The organism is Roseateles sp. (assembly GCF_039595295.1).
In the GTDB taxonomy this organism is placed as follows: domain Bacteria; phylum Pseudomonadota; class Gammaproteobacteria; order Burkholderiales; family Burkholderiaceae_C; genus Roseateles.
This window is the reverse complement of sequence record NZ_JBCNLU010000018.1, coordinates 55768-70543: the sequence shown is the minus strand read 5'-3', so window position 1 is coordinate 70543 and position 14776 is coordinate 55768. Positions and strand designations below refer to the sequence as shown.

Genomic DNA, 14776 nt, shown 5'->3' with positions numbered 1-14776 from the left:
CTTGAAAGTTTCGCTGTCATAGAATCAGCGCTTCCGGTTAACCCCACCCACCCACGCGATTCGCGGAGACGACTCCATGTACCAGCACATCAAGGTGCCCGAGGGCGGCCAGAAGATCACGGTCAACACCGACTTCTCGCTCAACGTTCCGAACAACCCGATCATTCCCTACATCGAGGGTGACGGCACCGGCTTCGACATCACCCCGGTGATGATCAAGGTGGTGGACGCGGCCGTGGCGAAGGCCTATGGCGGCGCCAAGAAGATCCACTGGATGGAGATCTACGCCGGCGAGAAGTCGACGAAGGTCTACGGTCCGGACGTCTGGCTGCCCGAGGAGACGCTGCAAGTCCTGAAGGACTACGTCGTGTCGATCAAGGGCCCGCTGACGACGCCGGTCGGCGGCGGCATCCGCTCGCTGAACGTCGCGCTGCGTCAGGAACTGGACCTGTACGTCTGCCTGCGCCCGGTGCGTTGGTTCGAAGGCGTCCCGTCGCCGGTCAAGGAACCGCACAAGACGGACATGGTCATCTTCCGTGAGAACTCGGAAGACATCTACGCCGGCATCGAATTCGAAGCCCAGAGCGACAAGGCCAAGAAGCTGATCAAGTTCCTGCAAGAGGAATTCGGCGTCAAGAAGATCCGCTTCCCGGAAACCTCGGGCATCGGCGTCAAGCCGGTGTCGAAGGAAGGCACGGAGCGTCTGGTTCGCAAGGCCATCCAGTACGCGATCGACAATGACAAGCCCAGCGTCACGATCGTGCACAAGGGCAACATCATGAAGTTCACCGAAGGTGGCTTCCGTGACTGGGCCTACGCGCTGGCCCAGAAGGAATTCGGCGCCGAACTGATCGACGGCGGCCCGTGGTGCAAGTTCAAGAACCCGAAGACCGGCAAGGACATCGTGGTCAAGGACAGCATCGCCGACGCGTTCCTGCAGCAGATCCTGCTGCGCCCGGCCGAGTACTCGGTCGTCGCGACGCTGAACCTGAACGGTGACTACATCTCCGACGCGCTGGCGGCTCAAGTCGGCGGCATCGGCATCGCCCCTGGCGCGAACCTGAGCGACTCCGTCGCCATGTTCGAAGCCACCCACGGCACGGCCCCGAAGTACGCCGGCAAGGACTACGTGAACCCCGGTTCCGAGATCCTGTCCGCTGAAATGATGCTGCGCCACATGGGCTGGACGGAAGCGGCCGACCTGATCATCGCGTCGATCGAGAAGTCCATCCTGTCGAAGAAGGTCACGTACGACTTCGCCCGTCTGCTGGACGGCGCGACGCAAGTGTCGTGCTCCGGCTTCGGTCAGGTCATGATCGAGAACATGTGAGAGCCTGCCCGGTCGTGAACCGGGCTGCCTCCAGAACCCCAGCGCGACTCGTCGCCTGGGGTTTTTTCATTGGGGCGTACGAGAGCGGGGGCGCTCGCGCACGCAAAAAGGCCCGCTTGCGCGGGCCTTCTTCGCAAAGCCCGCTGAAGCGCGGGCCCTGGGTCCTCAACGAGCGTCCGTCAGCGTGTCAGGCCGCGGCCTGCTGCTGTCCGCCGAGTGCTTCCGCCATCAGCGGAATTCCCACCGGCGTGGCGAGCTCATCACCACCTTCCGCGCCCTCGACGGGGCGGATGTTCTGAGCCAGCTGCCCCTTGGGGCCCTGGACCAGTTCGTAGGTGACCTTGCCGCCCTGCTTGAGCGTGCGGAAGCCTTCCATCTGAATGGCCGAGAAGTGCGCGAAGACGTCGCCCCCTCCTTGTTCGGGTTCAATAAAGCCAAACCCCTTGGCATCGTTGAACCACTTGACCGTGCCTGTTGCCATCTTTTTCTCCATCCCGGTGTCCTTGTCGCACCGGGGCGGATTCTCAAATCCGTGTCAAGCCAGTGTCAATTGAGGAACTCCCCGGGGTCGGGCGTCGCGAAGGTGCCAAACTCGGGGAGTCGGGCGCGGGAAATCCCGGAAATCGCCGGGTGCGAGCCACGGATTTCACCCGGTCCAGCGCATCGGGACAACAGCCTTGATAGGCTGTCGTCTGGCCCCATGTGGGGAGCTCCCGCTGTTTATAGAATCGGTTCATGTCCTTGCTTTCCCAACAATCCCCAGCGGGTCCCGGGGAGCCTCAGGTTCCGGACGATGGTGGCGCATCCACCACGCTGGAGCGCGTGGCTCAGAAGACCGAGCCGCCGCGCCTGTATCAGGTGCTGATGCTCAACGACGACTTCACGCCGATGGAGTTCGTGGTGATGGTCTTGCAGGAGTACTTCCGCCATGACCTGGATACGGCCACCCAGATCATGTTGAAGATTCATCACGACGGTCGCGGCGTCTGCGGTGTATTCACCAAGGACGTGGCGGCCACCAAGGTCGAAATGGTCCTGGCGGCGGCACGGCGCGCCGGACATCCTTTGCAGTGCATTATGGAGGCCGCATGATTGCGCAAGAGCTTGAAGTCAGCCTGCACATGGCGTTTGTCGAAGCACGCCAGCAGCGCCACGAGTTCATCACCGTGGAACACCTGCTGATGGCGCTGCTCGACAACCCTTCGGCGGCGGAAGTGCTGCGCGCGTGCGCGGCCAACATCGAAGACCTGCGCAAGTCGCTTGCGCAGTTCATCAAGGAAAACACGCCCACCGTCGGCGGGACCGACGAGGTCGATACGCAGCCCACGCTGGGCTTCCAGCGCGTGATCCAACGCGCGATCATGCACGTGCAGTCGACCGGCAACGGCAAGAAGGAAGTGACGGGCGCCAACGTGCTGGTCGCGATCTTCGGCGAGAAGGACTCCCACGCCGTCTACTACCTGCACCAGCAGGGCGTGACGCGTCTGGACGTCGTCAACTTCATCGCCCACGGCATCAAGAAGAGCGAACCGCCCGAGCCCCCCAAGGGTCCGGAAGGCAACGGTGCCGAGTCCGAGCGCGAAGAGGGCGAGGGCCAGGGCCAGGGCGGAGGCAAGGGCAGCCCGCTCGAGCAGTTCACCCAGAACCTCAACCAGATGGCTCGTGACGGCAAGATCGATCCGCTGATCGGCCGTGAGCTGGAGGTCGAGCGCGTGGTGCAGGTGCTGTGCCGCCGTCGCAAGAACAACCCGCTGCTGGTCGGCGAGGCCGGCGTGGGCAAGACCGCGATCGCCGAGGGCCTGGCCTGGCGCATCACCGAGGGGCAGGTCCCCGACGTGCTGTCCGAGGCGGTGGTCTATTCGCTGGACATGGGCGCGCTGCTGGCGGGCACCAAGTACCGCGGCGACTTCGAGCAACGCCTCAAGGCGGTGATCAAGCAGCTGAAGGACCAGCCCGGCGCGGTGCTCTTCATCGACGAGATCCACACCCTGATCGGCGCCGGCGCGGCGTCGGGCGGCACGCTGGACGCGAGCAACCTGCTCAAGCCGGCGCTGTCCTCGGGTCAGCTCAAGTGCATCGGCGCGACCACGTTCAGCGAGTACCGCGGCATCTTCGAGAAGGACGCGGCCCTGTCGCGTCGTTTCCAGAAGATCGACGTGAATGAGCCGACCGTCGACCAGACGGTGGAAATCCTGAAGGGCCTGAAGTCGCGCTTCGAGGAGCACCACAGCGTCAAGTACGCGCTGGGCGCGCTGCAGGCGGCGGCGGAGCTGTCGGCCAAGTACATCAACGACCGCCATCTGCCCGACAAGGCGATCGACGTGATCGACGAGGCCGGTGCGGCGCAACGCGTGCTGCCCAAGAGCAAGCAGAAGAAGACCATCACCCGCGCCGAGGTCGAGGACATCGTCGCGAAGATCGCGCGCATCCCTCCCGCGTCCGTGTCGTCGGACGATCGCGGCAAGCTCAAGAGCCTGGATCGCGATCTCAAGAGCGTGGTCTTCGGTCAGGATCCGTCGATCGACGCGCTGTCCGCGGCGATCAAGATGGCGCGCTCGGGCCTGGGCAAGCCGGACAAGCCGATCGGCTCCTTCCTGTTCAGCGGCCCGACGGGCGTGGGCAAGACGGAAGTCGCGAAGCAGCTCGCCTACATCCTGGGCATCGAGCTGATCCGCTTCGACATGTCCGAGTACATGGAGCGTCACGCCGTCAGCCGCCTGATCGGCGCGCCTCCGGGGTACGTGGGCTTCGACCAGGGCGGTCTGCTGACCGAGGCGATCACCAAGAAGCCGCACGCGGTGCTGCTGCTGGACGAGATCGAGAAGGCTCATCCAGACGTCTTCAACGTGCTGCTGCAGGTGATGGACCACGGCACGCTGACCGACAACAACGGGCGCAAGGCCGACTTCCGCAACGTGATCATCATCATGACCACGAATGCGGGCGCGGAGGCGATGACCAAGTCCACGATCGGCTTCACGACCAAGCGCGAGCAAGGTGACGAGATGGCCGACATCAAGCGTCTGTTCACGCCGGAGTTCCGTAACCGTCTGGACGCCATCGTCAACTTCGGCGCGCTGAACGAGGACATCATCCTGCGGGTGGTGGACAAGTTCCTGCTGCAGCTGGAGAGCCAGTTGCAGGAGAAGAAGGTCGAGGTCACCTTCAGCGACGCGCTGCGCAAGCACCTGGCGGCCAAGGGCTTCGACCCGCAGATGGGCGCGCGGCCGATGCAGCGCCTCATCCAGGACACGATCCGTCGTGCCCTGGCGGACGAGCTGCTCTTCGGTCAGCTGGTCGACGGCGGACGCCTCAACGTGGACGTCGACGACAAGGGCGAGGTCCAGCTGGACATCACCCCGCTGAAGAAGGACAACAAGCCCAAGGCCGAGCCGGCGACGGCCGACTGACGCGCTAAATCACGCCGATCAAGGTCGGCGCGGAACGAGAAAACGGGTGGCCTTGGCCACCCGTTCTGCTTGGGGACGCTTGGGAAAGCGGTCCTCAGCCGCGCAGCGGCTTGAACGCTTTGCGCATCTCCGACGCGAACAGCTCCGGCTGTTCCCAGGTGGCGAAGTGGCCGCCCTTGTCGACTTCATTGAAGTAGTACAGCGACGGATAGGCGCGCTGGGTCCAGCTCTTCGGCGCGCGATAGATCTCGCCCGGGAACACGGTCACCGCGACCGGCACGGTGATCTCGGTCGTGTGCTGATGCGCCGAGCTGAAATTGTTGTTGTTGTTCTCCCAGTAGAAGCGCGAGGACGCGGCGCCCGTGTTGGTCAGCCAGTACAGCGAGAGGTCGTCCAGGATCGCATCGCGGCCGAGGATGGCCTCGGGGTTGCCGCTCGGGTAGGTCCACTCGAAGATCTTTTCGTAGAGGAAGGCCGCCAGCATCACCGGCGAGTCGCACAGCCCGTAGCCGATGGTCTGCGGCCGCGTGACCATCAGCGCGCCGTAGGCGGCGTTGCGGCCGAAGAACTTGGCCAGGGTTTCGAAGGCCAGACGCTCATCGGGCGCGAGTCCGGCGGGCGGTGTGTCGCCGCTGTTGATGCCCTTGACCAGCTCCGGCGGCACGGTGGGCGGCATGTTGACGTGGATGCCCAGCAGACCGGCCGGCTTCTGCCGTGCCAGCGCGTCCGACACGACGGAGCCGTGGTCCCCGCCCTGAGACACGTAGCGCGTGTAGCCCAGCCGTTTCATCAGCACATCCCAGGCCTTGGCGGTGCGCTCCGGACCCCAGCCCAGCTCGGTCGGACGGCCCGAGAAGCCGTAGCCCGGGATGGACGGGATGACGACGTCGAAGGCGTCCTCGGCGCGGCCGCCGTGAGCGGTGGGATCGGTCAACGGGCCGATGGCCTTGACCATCTCCAGCACCGAGCCCGGCCAGCCGTGCGTCAGGATCAGCGGCAGCGCGTTGGCGTGGCGCGAGCGCACGTGGATGAAGTGGATGTCGACGCCGTCGATCTGCGTCATGAACTGCGGCAGCGCGTTGAGGCGGGCCTCGACCTGGCGCCAGTCGTAGGACGTGCCCCAGTAGCCGCACAGCGATTGCAGCCGGGCGAGCTGCACGCCCTGCGAGGTGTCGCGGACGGTCTCGCGATCGGGCCAGCGGGTTCTGGCCAGGCGGCTGCGCAGGTCGGCGAGGGCCGCGTCGGGGATGGCGATGCGGAACTCGCGGATCGAGTCGTCGCCCGGGGCGGCGGTGGCCGCGTCGCTGGGGCCCGTGTAGACGGACTTGCCGCCGGCGCTGATCGAGCCGGCGGACGCGCCTGCGGCGCCGACTTCGCCCGCGAATTGCAGCAGGCCCAGGCCGGTGGCGCCGGCGAGCGCCGAGCTCGCCAGGAACTGGCGGCGGCCGGGCATCAGGTCGGCGTTGGCCGAGGGAAGCTTGGAGGTCGGATCGGACATGGGGATCTCCCTGGATCAATGAGAACGGCCGAGGCCGTTCGGGTCCGCCGCACCGGGATGGGGCGGCGGTCTGGTGGGGAGGGATCACACCAAAGAAGGGTCGGCGCGCCCATTCGACGAAGGGTTGAGGACCCCCTACCAAGGGTTGCCCCCTGAGCACGACGAGAGGGGGATGGATCTGAGGCATTCCCCGACCCGAGGGGCGGGCGACCGCCGAGTCACGACACCGTCATCCGGCGCCCGAATGATCAGCGCTTCCTCCGACCACGGACTCCGCCGGCAAGACATGACCCCTGACGATCAAGACGACTTGGTGGAGCGCATCCGCCGCGAGCTGCTCGACGGCTATGACGAGGAACTGGAGCTCGAGATCGAGGACCGCTCGGTCGATGCCGCGCTGCTGGGCATCGATCAGCCCGATGGCGACGGGTCGAGCGACGGCTCCGGTGCTCATGCCGAGCGCCTGGCCTACTTCAAGCACCTTTTCCGCTTGCAGCGCGAGCTGGTCAAGCTGCAGGACTGGGTGCAGCACACGCGGCAGAAGGTGGTGATCCTCTTCGAGGGTCGCGATGCGGCCGGCAAGGGCGGCGCCATCAAGCGCATCACCCAGCGACTGAACCCACGCGTCTGCCGCGTCGTCGCGCTACCCGCGCCCAACGACCGCGAGCGCACCCAGTGGTACTTCCAGCGCTACGTGCCGCATCTGCCGGCGGCCGGCGAGATCGTGCTCTTCGACCGCAGCTGGTACAACCGCGCCGGCGTCGAGCGGGTCATGGGCTTCTGCGGCGAGGACGACGTCGAGGAGTTCTTCCGCTCCGTGCCGGAGTTCGAGCGCATGCTGGTGCGCTCGGGCATCACGCTGATCAAGTACTGGTTCTCCATCAGCGACGAGGAGCAGCACCTGCGCTTTCTGGGCCGCATCCACGATCCGCTCAAGCAGTGGAAGCTGTCGCCGATGGACCTGGAGTCACGCCGGCGCTGGGAGGGCTACACCCGGGCCAAGGAAGTGATGCTGGAGCGCACCCATATCCCCGAGGCGCCCTGGTGGGTGGTGGCCGCCGACGACAAGAAGCGCGCGCGGCTGAACTGCATCCAGCATCTGCTGGACCAGTTCCCCTATCACGAGGTGCAGCGCGCCGAGGTCCTGCTGCCCGCCCGCGAGCGGCATGAGGACTACATGCGCCATCCGGTGCCGCCGGAGATGTTCGTCCCCGAGCGCTACTGAGTCCGCTTGGGCGGAATCCATCGAGCGAGCATGGCCGCGGCGGCCAGCGCCATGAGCCCGGTCGCGGCGATGCCGCCGGCCAGCGACGCGCCGGCGATCAGCACCGACAGCAGCGCCGGCCCGCAGGAGCCGCCGACATCGGACAGGAAGCGCCAGACGCCCAGGAAGTAGGCGCGGCCGTGGCGTGGCGCGTGGTCGGCGCCCAGCGTCATGATCAGCCCGGAGCCGATGCCGTTGCCGATGCCCACGGCGGTCGCGGCCACCAGCAGTGTGATGAAGCCGATGCTGAAGGGCATCAGCAGCATCGCGATGCCGATGATGAGCATGGACGGCACGGCGACCCAGCGCCGGCCCTTGACGTCCATGACCCGGCCGGCGGGATAGAAGAACAGCATCTCGACGCCGCCGGAGATCCCGTAGATCAGCGAGGCCACGGCGGGCGCGAGCATCAGGTGATCCGACCACAGCGGGATCACCGCCTGACGCGACGCGCGCACTGCGCTGACCAGCACGACGCCCAGTCCCAGCGTGAGGAAGACGCGGCGATGGTTGGCGAGGATGGACTTGAACGAGACCGGCGCGGGCGCGGCTTGGCCGGCGGGATGCGCGGGGTGGACCAGGTCCGGCAGGCGCGCGCCGATGGCCGCGGCGGCGAGTACGCCTGCGATCCCCACGACGAAGGCGGCCGGCAGGCCGAAGGCGTGCACCGCGGCGGCGGAGAAGAAGGGGCCGATGAACATGCCGATGCGCATCACGCCACCCAGCGTGGACAGCGCGCGGGCGCGATAGATGACGGGCACGGCCTCGGTGAGGTAGCTCTGGCGGGCGAGGTTGTAGACGGCCTGGGACATGCCCACCATGAAGCACCCGGCGGCGAAGGGCACGAGGCCGTGGCTCAGGACGCTGAGCGCCATGCCCAGCGCGCTCCAGATGCCGGCGGCGACGATGGCCCAGCGCTCGCCCCAGCGCATGGTGATGATGGAGGCGGGGATGTTGTTGAGCAGCGAGCCCAGGCCGATCAGCGTCACGACGAAGGCGGCCATCGAGACCGAGGCGCCGAGGTCGCGCGCCATCAGCGGGACGATGGGCAGGATGGCGCCCTCGCCGAAGCCGAAGAGCAGCGACGGCCCGAAGGCGGCGACGGCGATCTTGCGGAAGGAGAACGCCGGCGTGGACGCGGTGTCCGCCGCGGTGGCGGTGGCGGTCGCTGACGCGGCATCGGCCGGGGAGGGCTGGGACGACATGGGCGGGCGTCGCCGGGCTGCGGCGGGTCTCGGGGGGAGTCCGGAATTGTGGCCGTCGCGGGGCCCGATGGGCATTGCGCAAAGCGCATCGCTCCGCTCGGGCGACGCTGCGCGCACGTACGGCGCATGGCACGTCGAGATGGCGTGAAGAGCGGGGCGCGCTCAGGGCGCCCGAGTCGCCGCGACGGTCAAGGCTCTCGTGAACGCCCGTTCCAGATTCGGCGTGAACTTCGCCGGATCGAAAAGCGGCAGCGTCTCACGTCGGCGGATCAGCTGATCCCGATGTGCGCGAAGCGAGCCCGGATCACGCGCGAAGTCGATGGCCAGCTCGACGTAGCGATCCTCGCTGTCCGCGATGAACTCGGGCATCTGCGCGGCGCTCACGACGCTCGCGCCGATGCGGCCCGAGAAGGACCGGCCCGACGTGGTGAGCACCGGCAGCCCCATCCACAGCGCGTCGCTCGCGGTCGTGCCCGCGTTGTAGGGCAGGGTGTCGAGGAAGAGATCGGCCGCGCCCAAGCGCGCGAGATAGGTCTCGCGATCGCAGCGCGCCGCGAAGATCAATCGCTCTGGCGCGATGCCGAGCGCGCTCGCATGGGCACGCAAGTTGAGCGCGGCCTCCTCGCCTTCGCCCAGCAGCCACAGTACGGCGTGCGGGCACTCGCGCAGGATGCGAGCCCAGATCCGGAACATCGGCGGGGTGAGCTTGGCCGGGTTGTTGAAGCAGCAGAAGACGAAGGCGTCCGCTGGCAGGCCCGCAGCCTCGCGGCTCAGCGGCGCGGGATGCGGGCGCTCGGTGTCGTTGGGCTGGTACCAGGGCAAGGATAGGAGGCGCTCGTCGTAGAAGGCGCGGGAGGCCTCGGGGATCAGCACCGGGTCGGCGAGCAGGTAGTCGTGATGCGTCGCGCCCGAGGTCCCCAGATAGCCGAGGAACAGCATCTGCACCGGTGCGATCCGTTTGGCGAAGAGCGCGCTGCGGGCCTCGTCGGTGTAGCCGCCCAGATCGACCGCGATGTCGATGGACAGCTCGCGGCAGGCGTTGCGGATCGCGTCGTCGGAGAGATGGCCCACATCGAGGAAGGTGTCGACCGAGGCGCGGATCCGCTGCTGCATCGGGTCTTCCTTCACCGCGCCGATGTTGAGCGCGACGATGTCGAAGCGCTCCCGGTCGTGGGCGCCAAAGACGCCGGCCATCAGGAAGGAGACGGCGTGGGGGCGGAAGTCGCGGGAGACGTAGGCGACGCGGATCTTGCGGTCGGTCGGAATGCCGGCGCAAGGCAGCGGCGGCGCGGGCGGCGGCAGCGTGGTTCGCGCCCACAGCCGTGCGGCGGCCTGCTGGATCGCCGGATCGTCGACGAGTCCTTCCACGATGAGCGGATGGGCGCTGGGCCTGCCTTGTGCGATGCCTTCGAGGATGCGCGCGCGTTGCGCGTCGAAGTCGCGCCAGTCGTAGATGTGCAGGGCCGCGTACAAGCGAAGTCCGGCTTCCCACGGCATGTCGGGCTCGCGCGCGAGCACCGCGTCCAGGTCCGCGACGGCGAGCGCGTAGCGGTGCTGCGCCATGTGCAGGTTGGCGCGGTTGTGCAGCGCGCCGACGAAGCTGGGGTTGGCCGCGATCGCGTCGTCGAAGGATTGGAGCGCGACGTCGGCATGGCCGGCGCTCTTGTAGATCAGGCCCTGAAGGCTGCGTGATTCGGCGTAGATGGACGAGCTGGGCGGGATCTCCGCGATGACGTCGAGCGACTCGACCACACGGCCCGCCAGACGCAGCAGGCGCGCGTACTGGAGCTGATGCGCCGCATCGCCCGGCGCATTGCAGAGCGCGCATTCGATGCCGACGAGTGCCGCGTCGATCGCGCCCATCCGCTCGTAGGAGACGCTCAGGCCGTGGAAGGCCAGCGCGTACTGCGGATTGAGCGCGATGGCCTGCTCGAACTGGGCGACGGCCTCGTCATGCCGCGTGAGCTCCTGCAGCGATACGCCCCAGTTGTAGCGGGCGGAGGGGCTGTCCGGGAGCAGCTGGGCGAGGCGGCGATAGCAGGATTCGGCGTCCGGCCAGAGGCCCGCCTGTGCCAGTCGGCCGGCGCGGGCAGCGAGCTCGCGAGGGGACTCATTCATTCGGACCGTCCGGGAGGGCAGCGATGGCGGATCATCGCCGAGATCCCCACAGGCTTCCGAGCCCGAGCCCGAGCCCGAGCCCGAGCCCGAGCCCGAGCCGGGGCCGGGGCCGGGGCCGGGGCCAACAGGCACGGATGGTTGAGCGATCAGTACCGCGCGGCGTCGCTGTCCGGAGCGCCCCACCAGGAGGGTCGGGCCTTGCCATTGACGGTGGTCGCGTGATGGATCAACAGGTCCGAGTAGGTCTCGAGCTTGCTGATGAAGTTGGGCGGTGGGGCGGAGAGGCCGTCCAGCCGGGCGATTTCCTCGGCCGACAGCGACAGCTCGAGCGCCCGAACGTTGGCGTCCAGGTGCGCCACGGTCCGCGCGCCGAGCAGGGTGGCGCTCACGCCCGCCCGCGAGCGGACCCAGGCGAGGGCGACCGCCGCGACGCCGGTCTCGTGGCGTTTGGCGATCTCGCCCAGGGCGTCGATCAGGGTGAACTCGCGCTCGCCGAAGGGGATGCCGAACTGCGTGGCGCGAGCGCCGTCGACCTGGCCCCGGTTGGCCCGGGTGTATTTGCCGGAGAGCATGCCGTTGGCCAGCGGCGACCAGGCGACGACGCCCAGCCCCAGCTCCTGCGCCATCGGCGTGAGCTCGGTTTCCACGCTGCGCTCCAGCAAGGAGTACTCCAGCTGCACGCCGATCAGAGGCGCCCAGCCGCGCAAGGTGGCCAGGGTCTGTGCCTGGGCGATCTTCCAGGCCGGCGTGTCGGAGAAACCGATATAGCGCACCTTGCCCGCGGCGACCAAGTGCTCCAGCGCGCGCAGCGTCTCCTCCACCGGCGTGGCGGGGTCGGGCACGTGCATCCAGTAGAGGTCGATGTAGTCCGTCTGCAACCGGCGCAGCGACTGCTCGCAGGCGCGGACGATGGACTTGGCGCCGGCGCCGCCGCCGTTGGGGTCGCCCGGGTAGAGATTCATTCCGAACTTGGTCGCGATCACCAGGCGATCCCGCAGCGCGCGGTCCCGGCCGACGTGCTGGCCGATGATCTGCTCGGCATGGCCGAAGGTGTAGCCGTTGGCCGTGTCGATGAAGTTCCCGCCCAGATCGAGGTAGCGCGTCAGCACTGCGGACGAGGTGGTCTCGTCGGCGCCCCATCCCCATTCCTGGCCGAAGGTCATCGTGCCGAGCGCGAAGGGGCTGACGCGCAGGCCGGATCGGCCCAGGGAGACGTAGGAGGAGAGCGACATGATCGGCCTTTGCTGCGATGGGATCCGCGCGCGGCGGAGTGCCGCGCCGGAGCCGATCACATCAGGCCCGCGATGCGCCGTCGATCAGACCTTGGTATGGGGCCGGGGCGCGGCCGTGACGAAGAGCTCCGTCGGCGTGATCGGCACATCGAGATGAAGCAGCCGGCCGCCGCGTTCGATGAAGCCCTCCAGCAGCGTGAAGAGCAGCCGTTGCGCCAGCTGAAGCGCCTGCCAGGAGTCGACGCCCTGGATGTCGCCCAGCTTGGGGAACAGCGGGGTGAGGCTGACGGGGCAGGCCCAGTCGACGTCGACTGCGCGCGGCGCGTCGATGCGCAGCGTCAGCTCGAAGCGCGAGCCGTCGGGGTCGATGGCGGTGAGGGTTCTGTCGATGAAGGCGGTCATGAGGCCCAGGCCACGTGGGGAGACGGCGCATCATCCCTCAAACCGATACCCCACCCCATAGATCGACCGGATCCGCTCGCTCCCCGCGCCGGCGCGTTCCAGCTTGCGGCGCAGGTTCTTGATGTGGCTGTCCACCGCGCGGTCGGTGACCTCGCGGCCGTCGACGTGCAGCAGGTCCAGCAGCTGCGCTCGCGCGTACACGCGGCCCGGCTGCGCGGCCAGGATGTGCAGCAGCCGGAACTCGATCGGCGTCAGGTCCAGCGGCTGGCCACGCCAGCTGGCGCGCCAGCCGGCTTCATCGATGGACAGGGCTGGCGCGTCGGTCGACGCGGCCGCCACCGCGGCGGCGGTCGCCGCTTCGTGCGCCTGGCCGCGGCGCAGCGCGGCCTTCACCCGCGCCATCACCTCGCGCGGACTGAAGGGGTTCTTCGCGATGTAGTCGTCGGCACCGAGCTCCAAGCCCGTCAGGCGGTCCGATTCCTCGGCCCGCGCCGTCAGCATCAGGATGGGCACGCTGGTGATGGCGCGCAGCTCGCGGCACAGGGTGAAGCCGTCGACGCCCGGCAGCATCAGGTCCAGCAGCACCAGGTCGTGCCGCCGCGCGGTCCAGGCCGCGATCACCTCGCGGCCGTCGGCAACGCACTCGGGCTCGTGACCCGCCGCGCGCAGGTAGTCGGCCAGCAGCGCCGACAGCTTGGGCTCGTCCTCCACCACCAGCACGCGCGCCGGCGCGACGTCCTTGGGCATGGGCGACGGCGCTGCCGCCGTCACCACGATCGGTGGCCGGGGATCAGTCATGGACCGGCAGCTCCACGCGGATCCACAGCCCGCCCAGCGGCGACGGGGTCGCCGTGATGCGGCCCTCGTGCGCCTCGACGATGCGCTGGCAGATCGACAGGCCCAGCCCCGAACCGCCACCCTGTCGACTGCGTGAGCCGTCGACGCGGTAGAAGCGCTCGAAGAGGCGGGGCAGGTGCTCGGGACCGACGCCCGGCGCGGTGTCCTGCAGATCGACCACGACCTGCCGCCCGCTCACGCGCGCGCTGATGCTCAGCGCGCCGCCCGCATCGGTGTAGCGGCAGCTGTTCTCCAGCAGATTGCCCAGCAGCTGGCGCAAGCGGCGCTCATCGCCGAACACGGGCAGCGGCTCCTCCGGCAGGTCCAGCCGCAGCGCCAGACCGCTGCCGTGCAGCCGCTCGCCAAAGGCGCCGGCCGTCACGCCGATCAGCGCGCCCAGGTCCACCACGTCCTTGCGATAGGCCAGCCCGCCGACGTCCGCCAGCGACAGCTCGTGCAAGTCCTCGACCAGCTTGTGCAGCACCGCCACCTCGCCTTGCAGCGAGCGCAGCGCCTGCGCGTCGGGCTGGCGCACGCCGTCCTCGATGGCTTCCAGCTCGCCATGCAGCACGCCCAGCGGCGTGCGCAGCTCATGCGAGATGTCGGCCATGAACTCGCGCCGCATCGCCTCGTTGCGCTGCAGGGTCAGCGCCAGCTGATTGAAGTCGCGCCCCAATCGCGCCAGATCGTCGTCGCCGCGGCCCTCGGCCACCCGCACCGCGAAGTCGCCGGCCGCGAGCTGATGCGTCGCCGCGGCAACATGCCGTACCGGCCGCAGCAGCCGACGCGTGACCCACGCCGCCACGCCGCCCGCGAGCAGCACCGCCGCCGCGCCCACGATCCAGACCGAGCGCATCTGCGCGTCGTAGAAATGCTTCTCCGCGCCCGGACTCACCGATTCGATCGGGGTCAGCGCCAGCCAGCCCACCGTCAGGCCGTCGACGATGATGGCCCGCTCGATCGCGCGCTGCGCCTGCTCCGCCGTCGCCGGATAGCCGGCAATGCGCTCGCGATTCGAGTCGAAAAGCGTGAAGCGCCGCGTCGCGCCGGTGAGCTCCGCCGGCCCGTGCTTGGCCTTGATCGCCAGCATCTCGGCCTCCGGCACCAGGGGCCGCAGCAGCCGGCCCCACAGCTCGGGCTTCTCGCGCAGGAAGTCCCAGCTGTTGCCGTTGTCCCGGTAGCCCGCCGTCACGCTGGTGCGCGCCAGCTCCAGCCGGCTGATGGCCTGCTCGTTCAGATAGCCGATGAAGTCCCGGTTCAGGTTGACGTGCGAGAACACGCCCATCGCCAGCGCCACCGCCATCGCCGTCGAGAACACCGCGGCGAAGAGCCGCGCGGTCAGGTTCAGCCGCGGCAAGGGCAGGCGCGGCCACCCCGAGCGCGCGCGCTCGGCCGGCGCGGCCGGCACGCCCGACGAGCTGGCGGTGGTCGACGACGGCGCGGCCGTTGCGGAAGAAGAGGGCGTTGAGGACATGCGATG

Annotated in this window: 12 protein-coding genes; 4 read left to right on the top strand and 8 right to left on the bottom strand. The window is 68.3% G+C overall.

The genetic code is table 11. The features are described from left to right. Nucleotides 1–76 precede the first annotated feature (76 nt). Nucleotides 77–1330 carry an NADP-dependent isocitrate dehydrogenase gene (gene icd, locus ABDW59_RS14690; protein ID WP_343630577.1) on the top strand — a complete coding sequence of 418 codons (1254 nt, stop codon included), beginning with the start codon at nucleotides 77–79 and terminating at the stop codon, nucleotides 1328–1330. Nucleotides 1331–1517: 187 nt separating this feature from the next. Here icd and ABDW59_RS14685 read toward each other — a convergent pair whose 3' ends face one another. Beyond that, on the bottom strand, nucleotides 1518–1811 hold the full coding sequence (locus ABDW59_RS14685) for a cold shock domain-containing protein (RefSeq protein WP_343630615.1): 294 nt from the start codon (nucleotides 1809–1811) through the stop codon (nucleotides 1518–1520). Between the two features lie 254 nt (nucleotides 1812–2065). Here ABDW59_RS14685 and clpS point away from each other — a divergent pair, with 254 nt between their 5' ends. Further along, the gene (gene clpS / locus ABDW59_RS14680; RefSeq protein ID WP_067062985.1) at nucleotides 2066–2422 is read left to right on the top strand and encodes an ATP-dependent Clp protease adapter ClpS; all 357 of its coding nucleotides are present in this window, start codon (nucleotides 2066–2068) and stop codon (nucleotides 2420–2422) included. After that, nucleotides 2419–4740, top strand: coding sequence for an ATP-dependent Clp protease ATP-binding subunit ClpA (gene clpA, locus ABDW59_RS14675; RefSeq protein ID WP_343630576.1), 2322 nt, complete (start codon nucleotides 2419–2421; stop codon nucleotides 4738–4740). Before clpS ends, clpA begins: the two co-directional genes overlap by 4 nt. Before the next feature lie 94 nt (nucleotides 4741–4834). Here clpA and ABDW59_RS14670 read toward each other — a convergent pair whose 3' ends face one another. Continuing rightward, complete coding sequence (locus tag ABDW59_RS14670; RefSeq protein WP_343630575.1) at nucleotides 4835–6238, bottom strand: alpha/beta fold hydrolase; 1404 nt, start codon at nucleotides 6236–6238, stop codon at nucleotides 4835–4837. A 286-nt stretch (nucleotides 6239–6524) separates the two neighbouring features. Between ABDW59_RS14670 and ppk2 the strand changes: the two genes are divergently transcribed. Continuing rightward, complete coding sequence (gene ppk2 / locus ABDW59_RS14665) at nucleotides 6525–7463, top strand: polyphosphate kinase 2 (RefSeq protein WP_343630574.1); 939 nt, start codon at nucleotides 6525–6527, stop codon at nucleotides 7461–7463. On the opposite strand, the gene ABDW59_RS14660 is transcribed toward ppk2, so the two are convergent. The 6 genes from ABDW59_RS14660 to ABDW59_RS14635 all read right to left on the bottom strand — a co-directional run bounded on the left by ABDW59_RS14660 (nucleotide 7457) and on the right by ABDW59_RS14635 (nucleotide 14770). Continuing rightward, nucleotides 7457–8707 carry an MFS transporter gene (locus tag ABDW59_RS14660; RefSeq protein ID WP_343630573.1) on the bottom strand — a complete coding sequence of 417 codons (1251 nt, stop codon included), beginning with the start codon at nucleotides 8705–8707 and terminating at the stop codon, nucleotides 7457–7459. The two genes, ppk2 and ABDW59_RS14660, sit on opposite strands and share 7 nt — an antisense overlap. A 162-nt stretch (nucleotides 8708–8869) precedes the next feature. Further along, nucleotides 8870–10825 (bottom strand): tetratricopeptide repeat protein, encoded by a 1956-nt coding sequence (locus tag ABDW59_RS14655; protein ID WP_343630572.1) that lies wholly within the window; start codon nucleotides 10823–10825, stop codon nucleotides 8870–8872. A gap of 146 nt (nucleotides 10826–10971) precedes the next feature. Next, nucleotides 10972–12057, bottom strand: a complete 1086-nt coding sequence (locus ABDW59_RS14650) for an aldo/keto reductase (RefSeq protein WP_343630571.1) — start codon at nucleotides 12055–12057, stop codon at nucleotides 10972–10974. Nucleotides 12058–12141: 84 nt separating this feature from the next. Further along, nucleotides 12142–12459, bottom strand: coding sequence for a hypothetical protein (locus ABDW59_RS14645; RefSeq protein ID WP_343630570.1), 318 nt, complete (start codon nucleotides 12457–12459; stop codon nucleotides 12142–12144). 30 nt (nucleotides 12460–12489) lie between these two features. Further along, nucleotides 12490–13206 (bottom strand): response regulator, encoded by a 717-nt coding sequence (locus ABDW59_RS14640; RefSeq protein ID WP_343630614.1) that lies wholly within the window; start codon nucleotides 13204–13206, stop codon nucleotides 12490–12492. A 43-nt stretch (nucleotides 13207–13249) separates the two neighbouring features. After that, nucleotides 13250–14770, bottom strand: a complete 1521-nt coding sequence (locus ABDW59_RS14635; protein WP_343630569.1) for an ATP-binding protein — start codon at nucleotides 14768–14770, stop codon at nucleotides 13250–13252. Between the last annotated feature and the right edge of the window lie 6 nt (nucleotides 14771–14776).

What these genes read in the sequence shown, in the direction of transcription:
- ABDW59_RS14660 (WP_343630573.1), bottom strand. Translation starts at nt 8,707, where the DNA reads ATGTCGTCCCAGCCCTCCCCGGCCGATGCCGCGTCAGCGACCGCCACC.
- ppk2 (WP_343630574.1), top strand. Translation starts at nt 6,525, where the DNA reads ATGACCCCTGACGATCAAGACGACTTGGTGGAGCGCATCCGCCGCGAG.
- clpA (WP_343630576.1), top strand. Translation starts at nt 2,419, where the DNA reads ATGATTGCGCAAGAGCTTGAAGTCAGCCTGCACATGGCGTTTGTCGAA.
- clpS (WP_067062985.1), top strand. Translation starts at nt 2,066, where the DNA reads ATGTCCTTGCTTTCCCAACAATCCCCAGCGGGTCCCGGGGAGCCTCAG.
- ABDW59_RS14635 (WP_343630569.1), bottom strand. Translation starts at nt 14,770, where the DNA reads ATGTCCTCAACGCCCTCTTCTTCCGCAACGGCCGCGCCGTCGTCGACC.
- ABDW59_RS14685 (WP_343630615.1), bottom strand. Translation starts at nt 1,811, where the DNA reads ATGGCAACAGGCACGGTCAAGTGGTTCAACGATGCCAAGGGGTTTGGC.
- icd (WP_343630577.1), top strand. Translation starts at nt 77, where the DNA reads ATGTACCAGCACATCAAGGTGCCCGAGGGCGGCCAGAAGATCACGGTC.
- ABDW59_RS14655 (WP_343630572.1), bottom strand. Translation starts at nt 10,825, where the DNA reads ATGAATGAGTCCCCTCGCGAGCTCGCTGCCCGCGCCGGCCGACTGGCA.
- ABDW59_RS14650 (WP_343630571.1), bottom strand. Translation starts at nt 12,057, where the DNA reads ATGTCGCTCTCCTCCTACGTCTCCCTGGGCCGATCCGGCCTGCGCGTC.
- ABDW59_RS14670 (WP_343630575.1), bottom strand. Translation starts at nt 6,238, where the DNA reads ATGTCCGATCCGACCTCCAAGCTTCCCTCGGCCAACGCCGACCTGATG.
- ABDW59_RS14640 (WP_343630614.1), bottom strand. Translation starts at nt 13,206, where the DNA reads ATGCCCAAGGACGTCGCGCCGGCGCGCGTGCTGGTGGTGGAGGACGAG.
- ABDW59_RS14645 (WP_343630570.1), bottom strand. Translation starts at nt 12,459, where the DNA reads ATGACCGCCTTCATCGACAGAACCCTCACCGCCATCGACCCCGACGGC.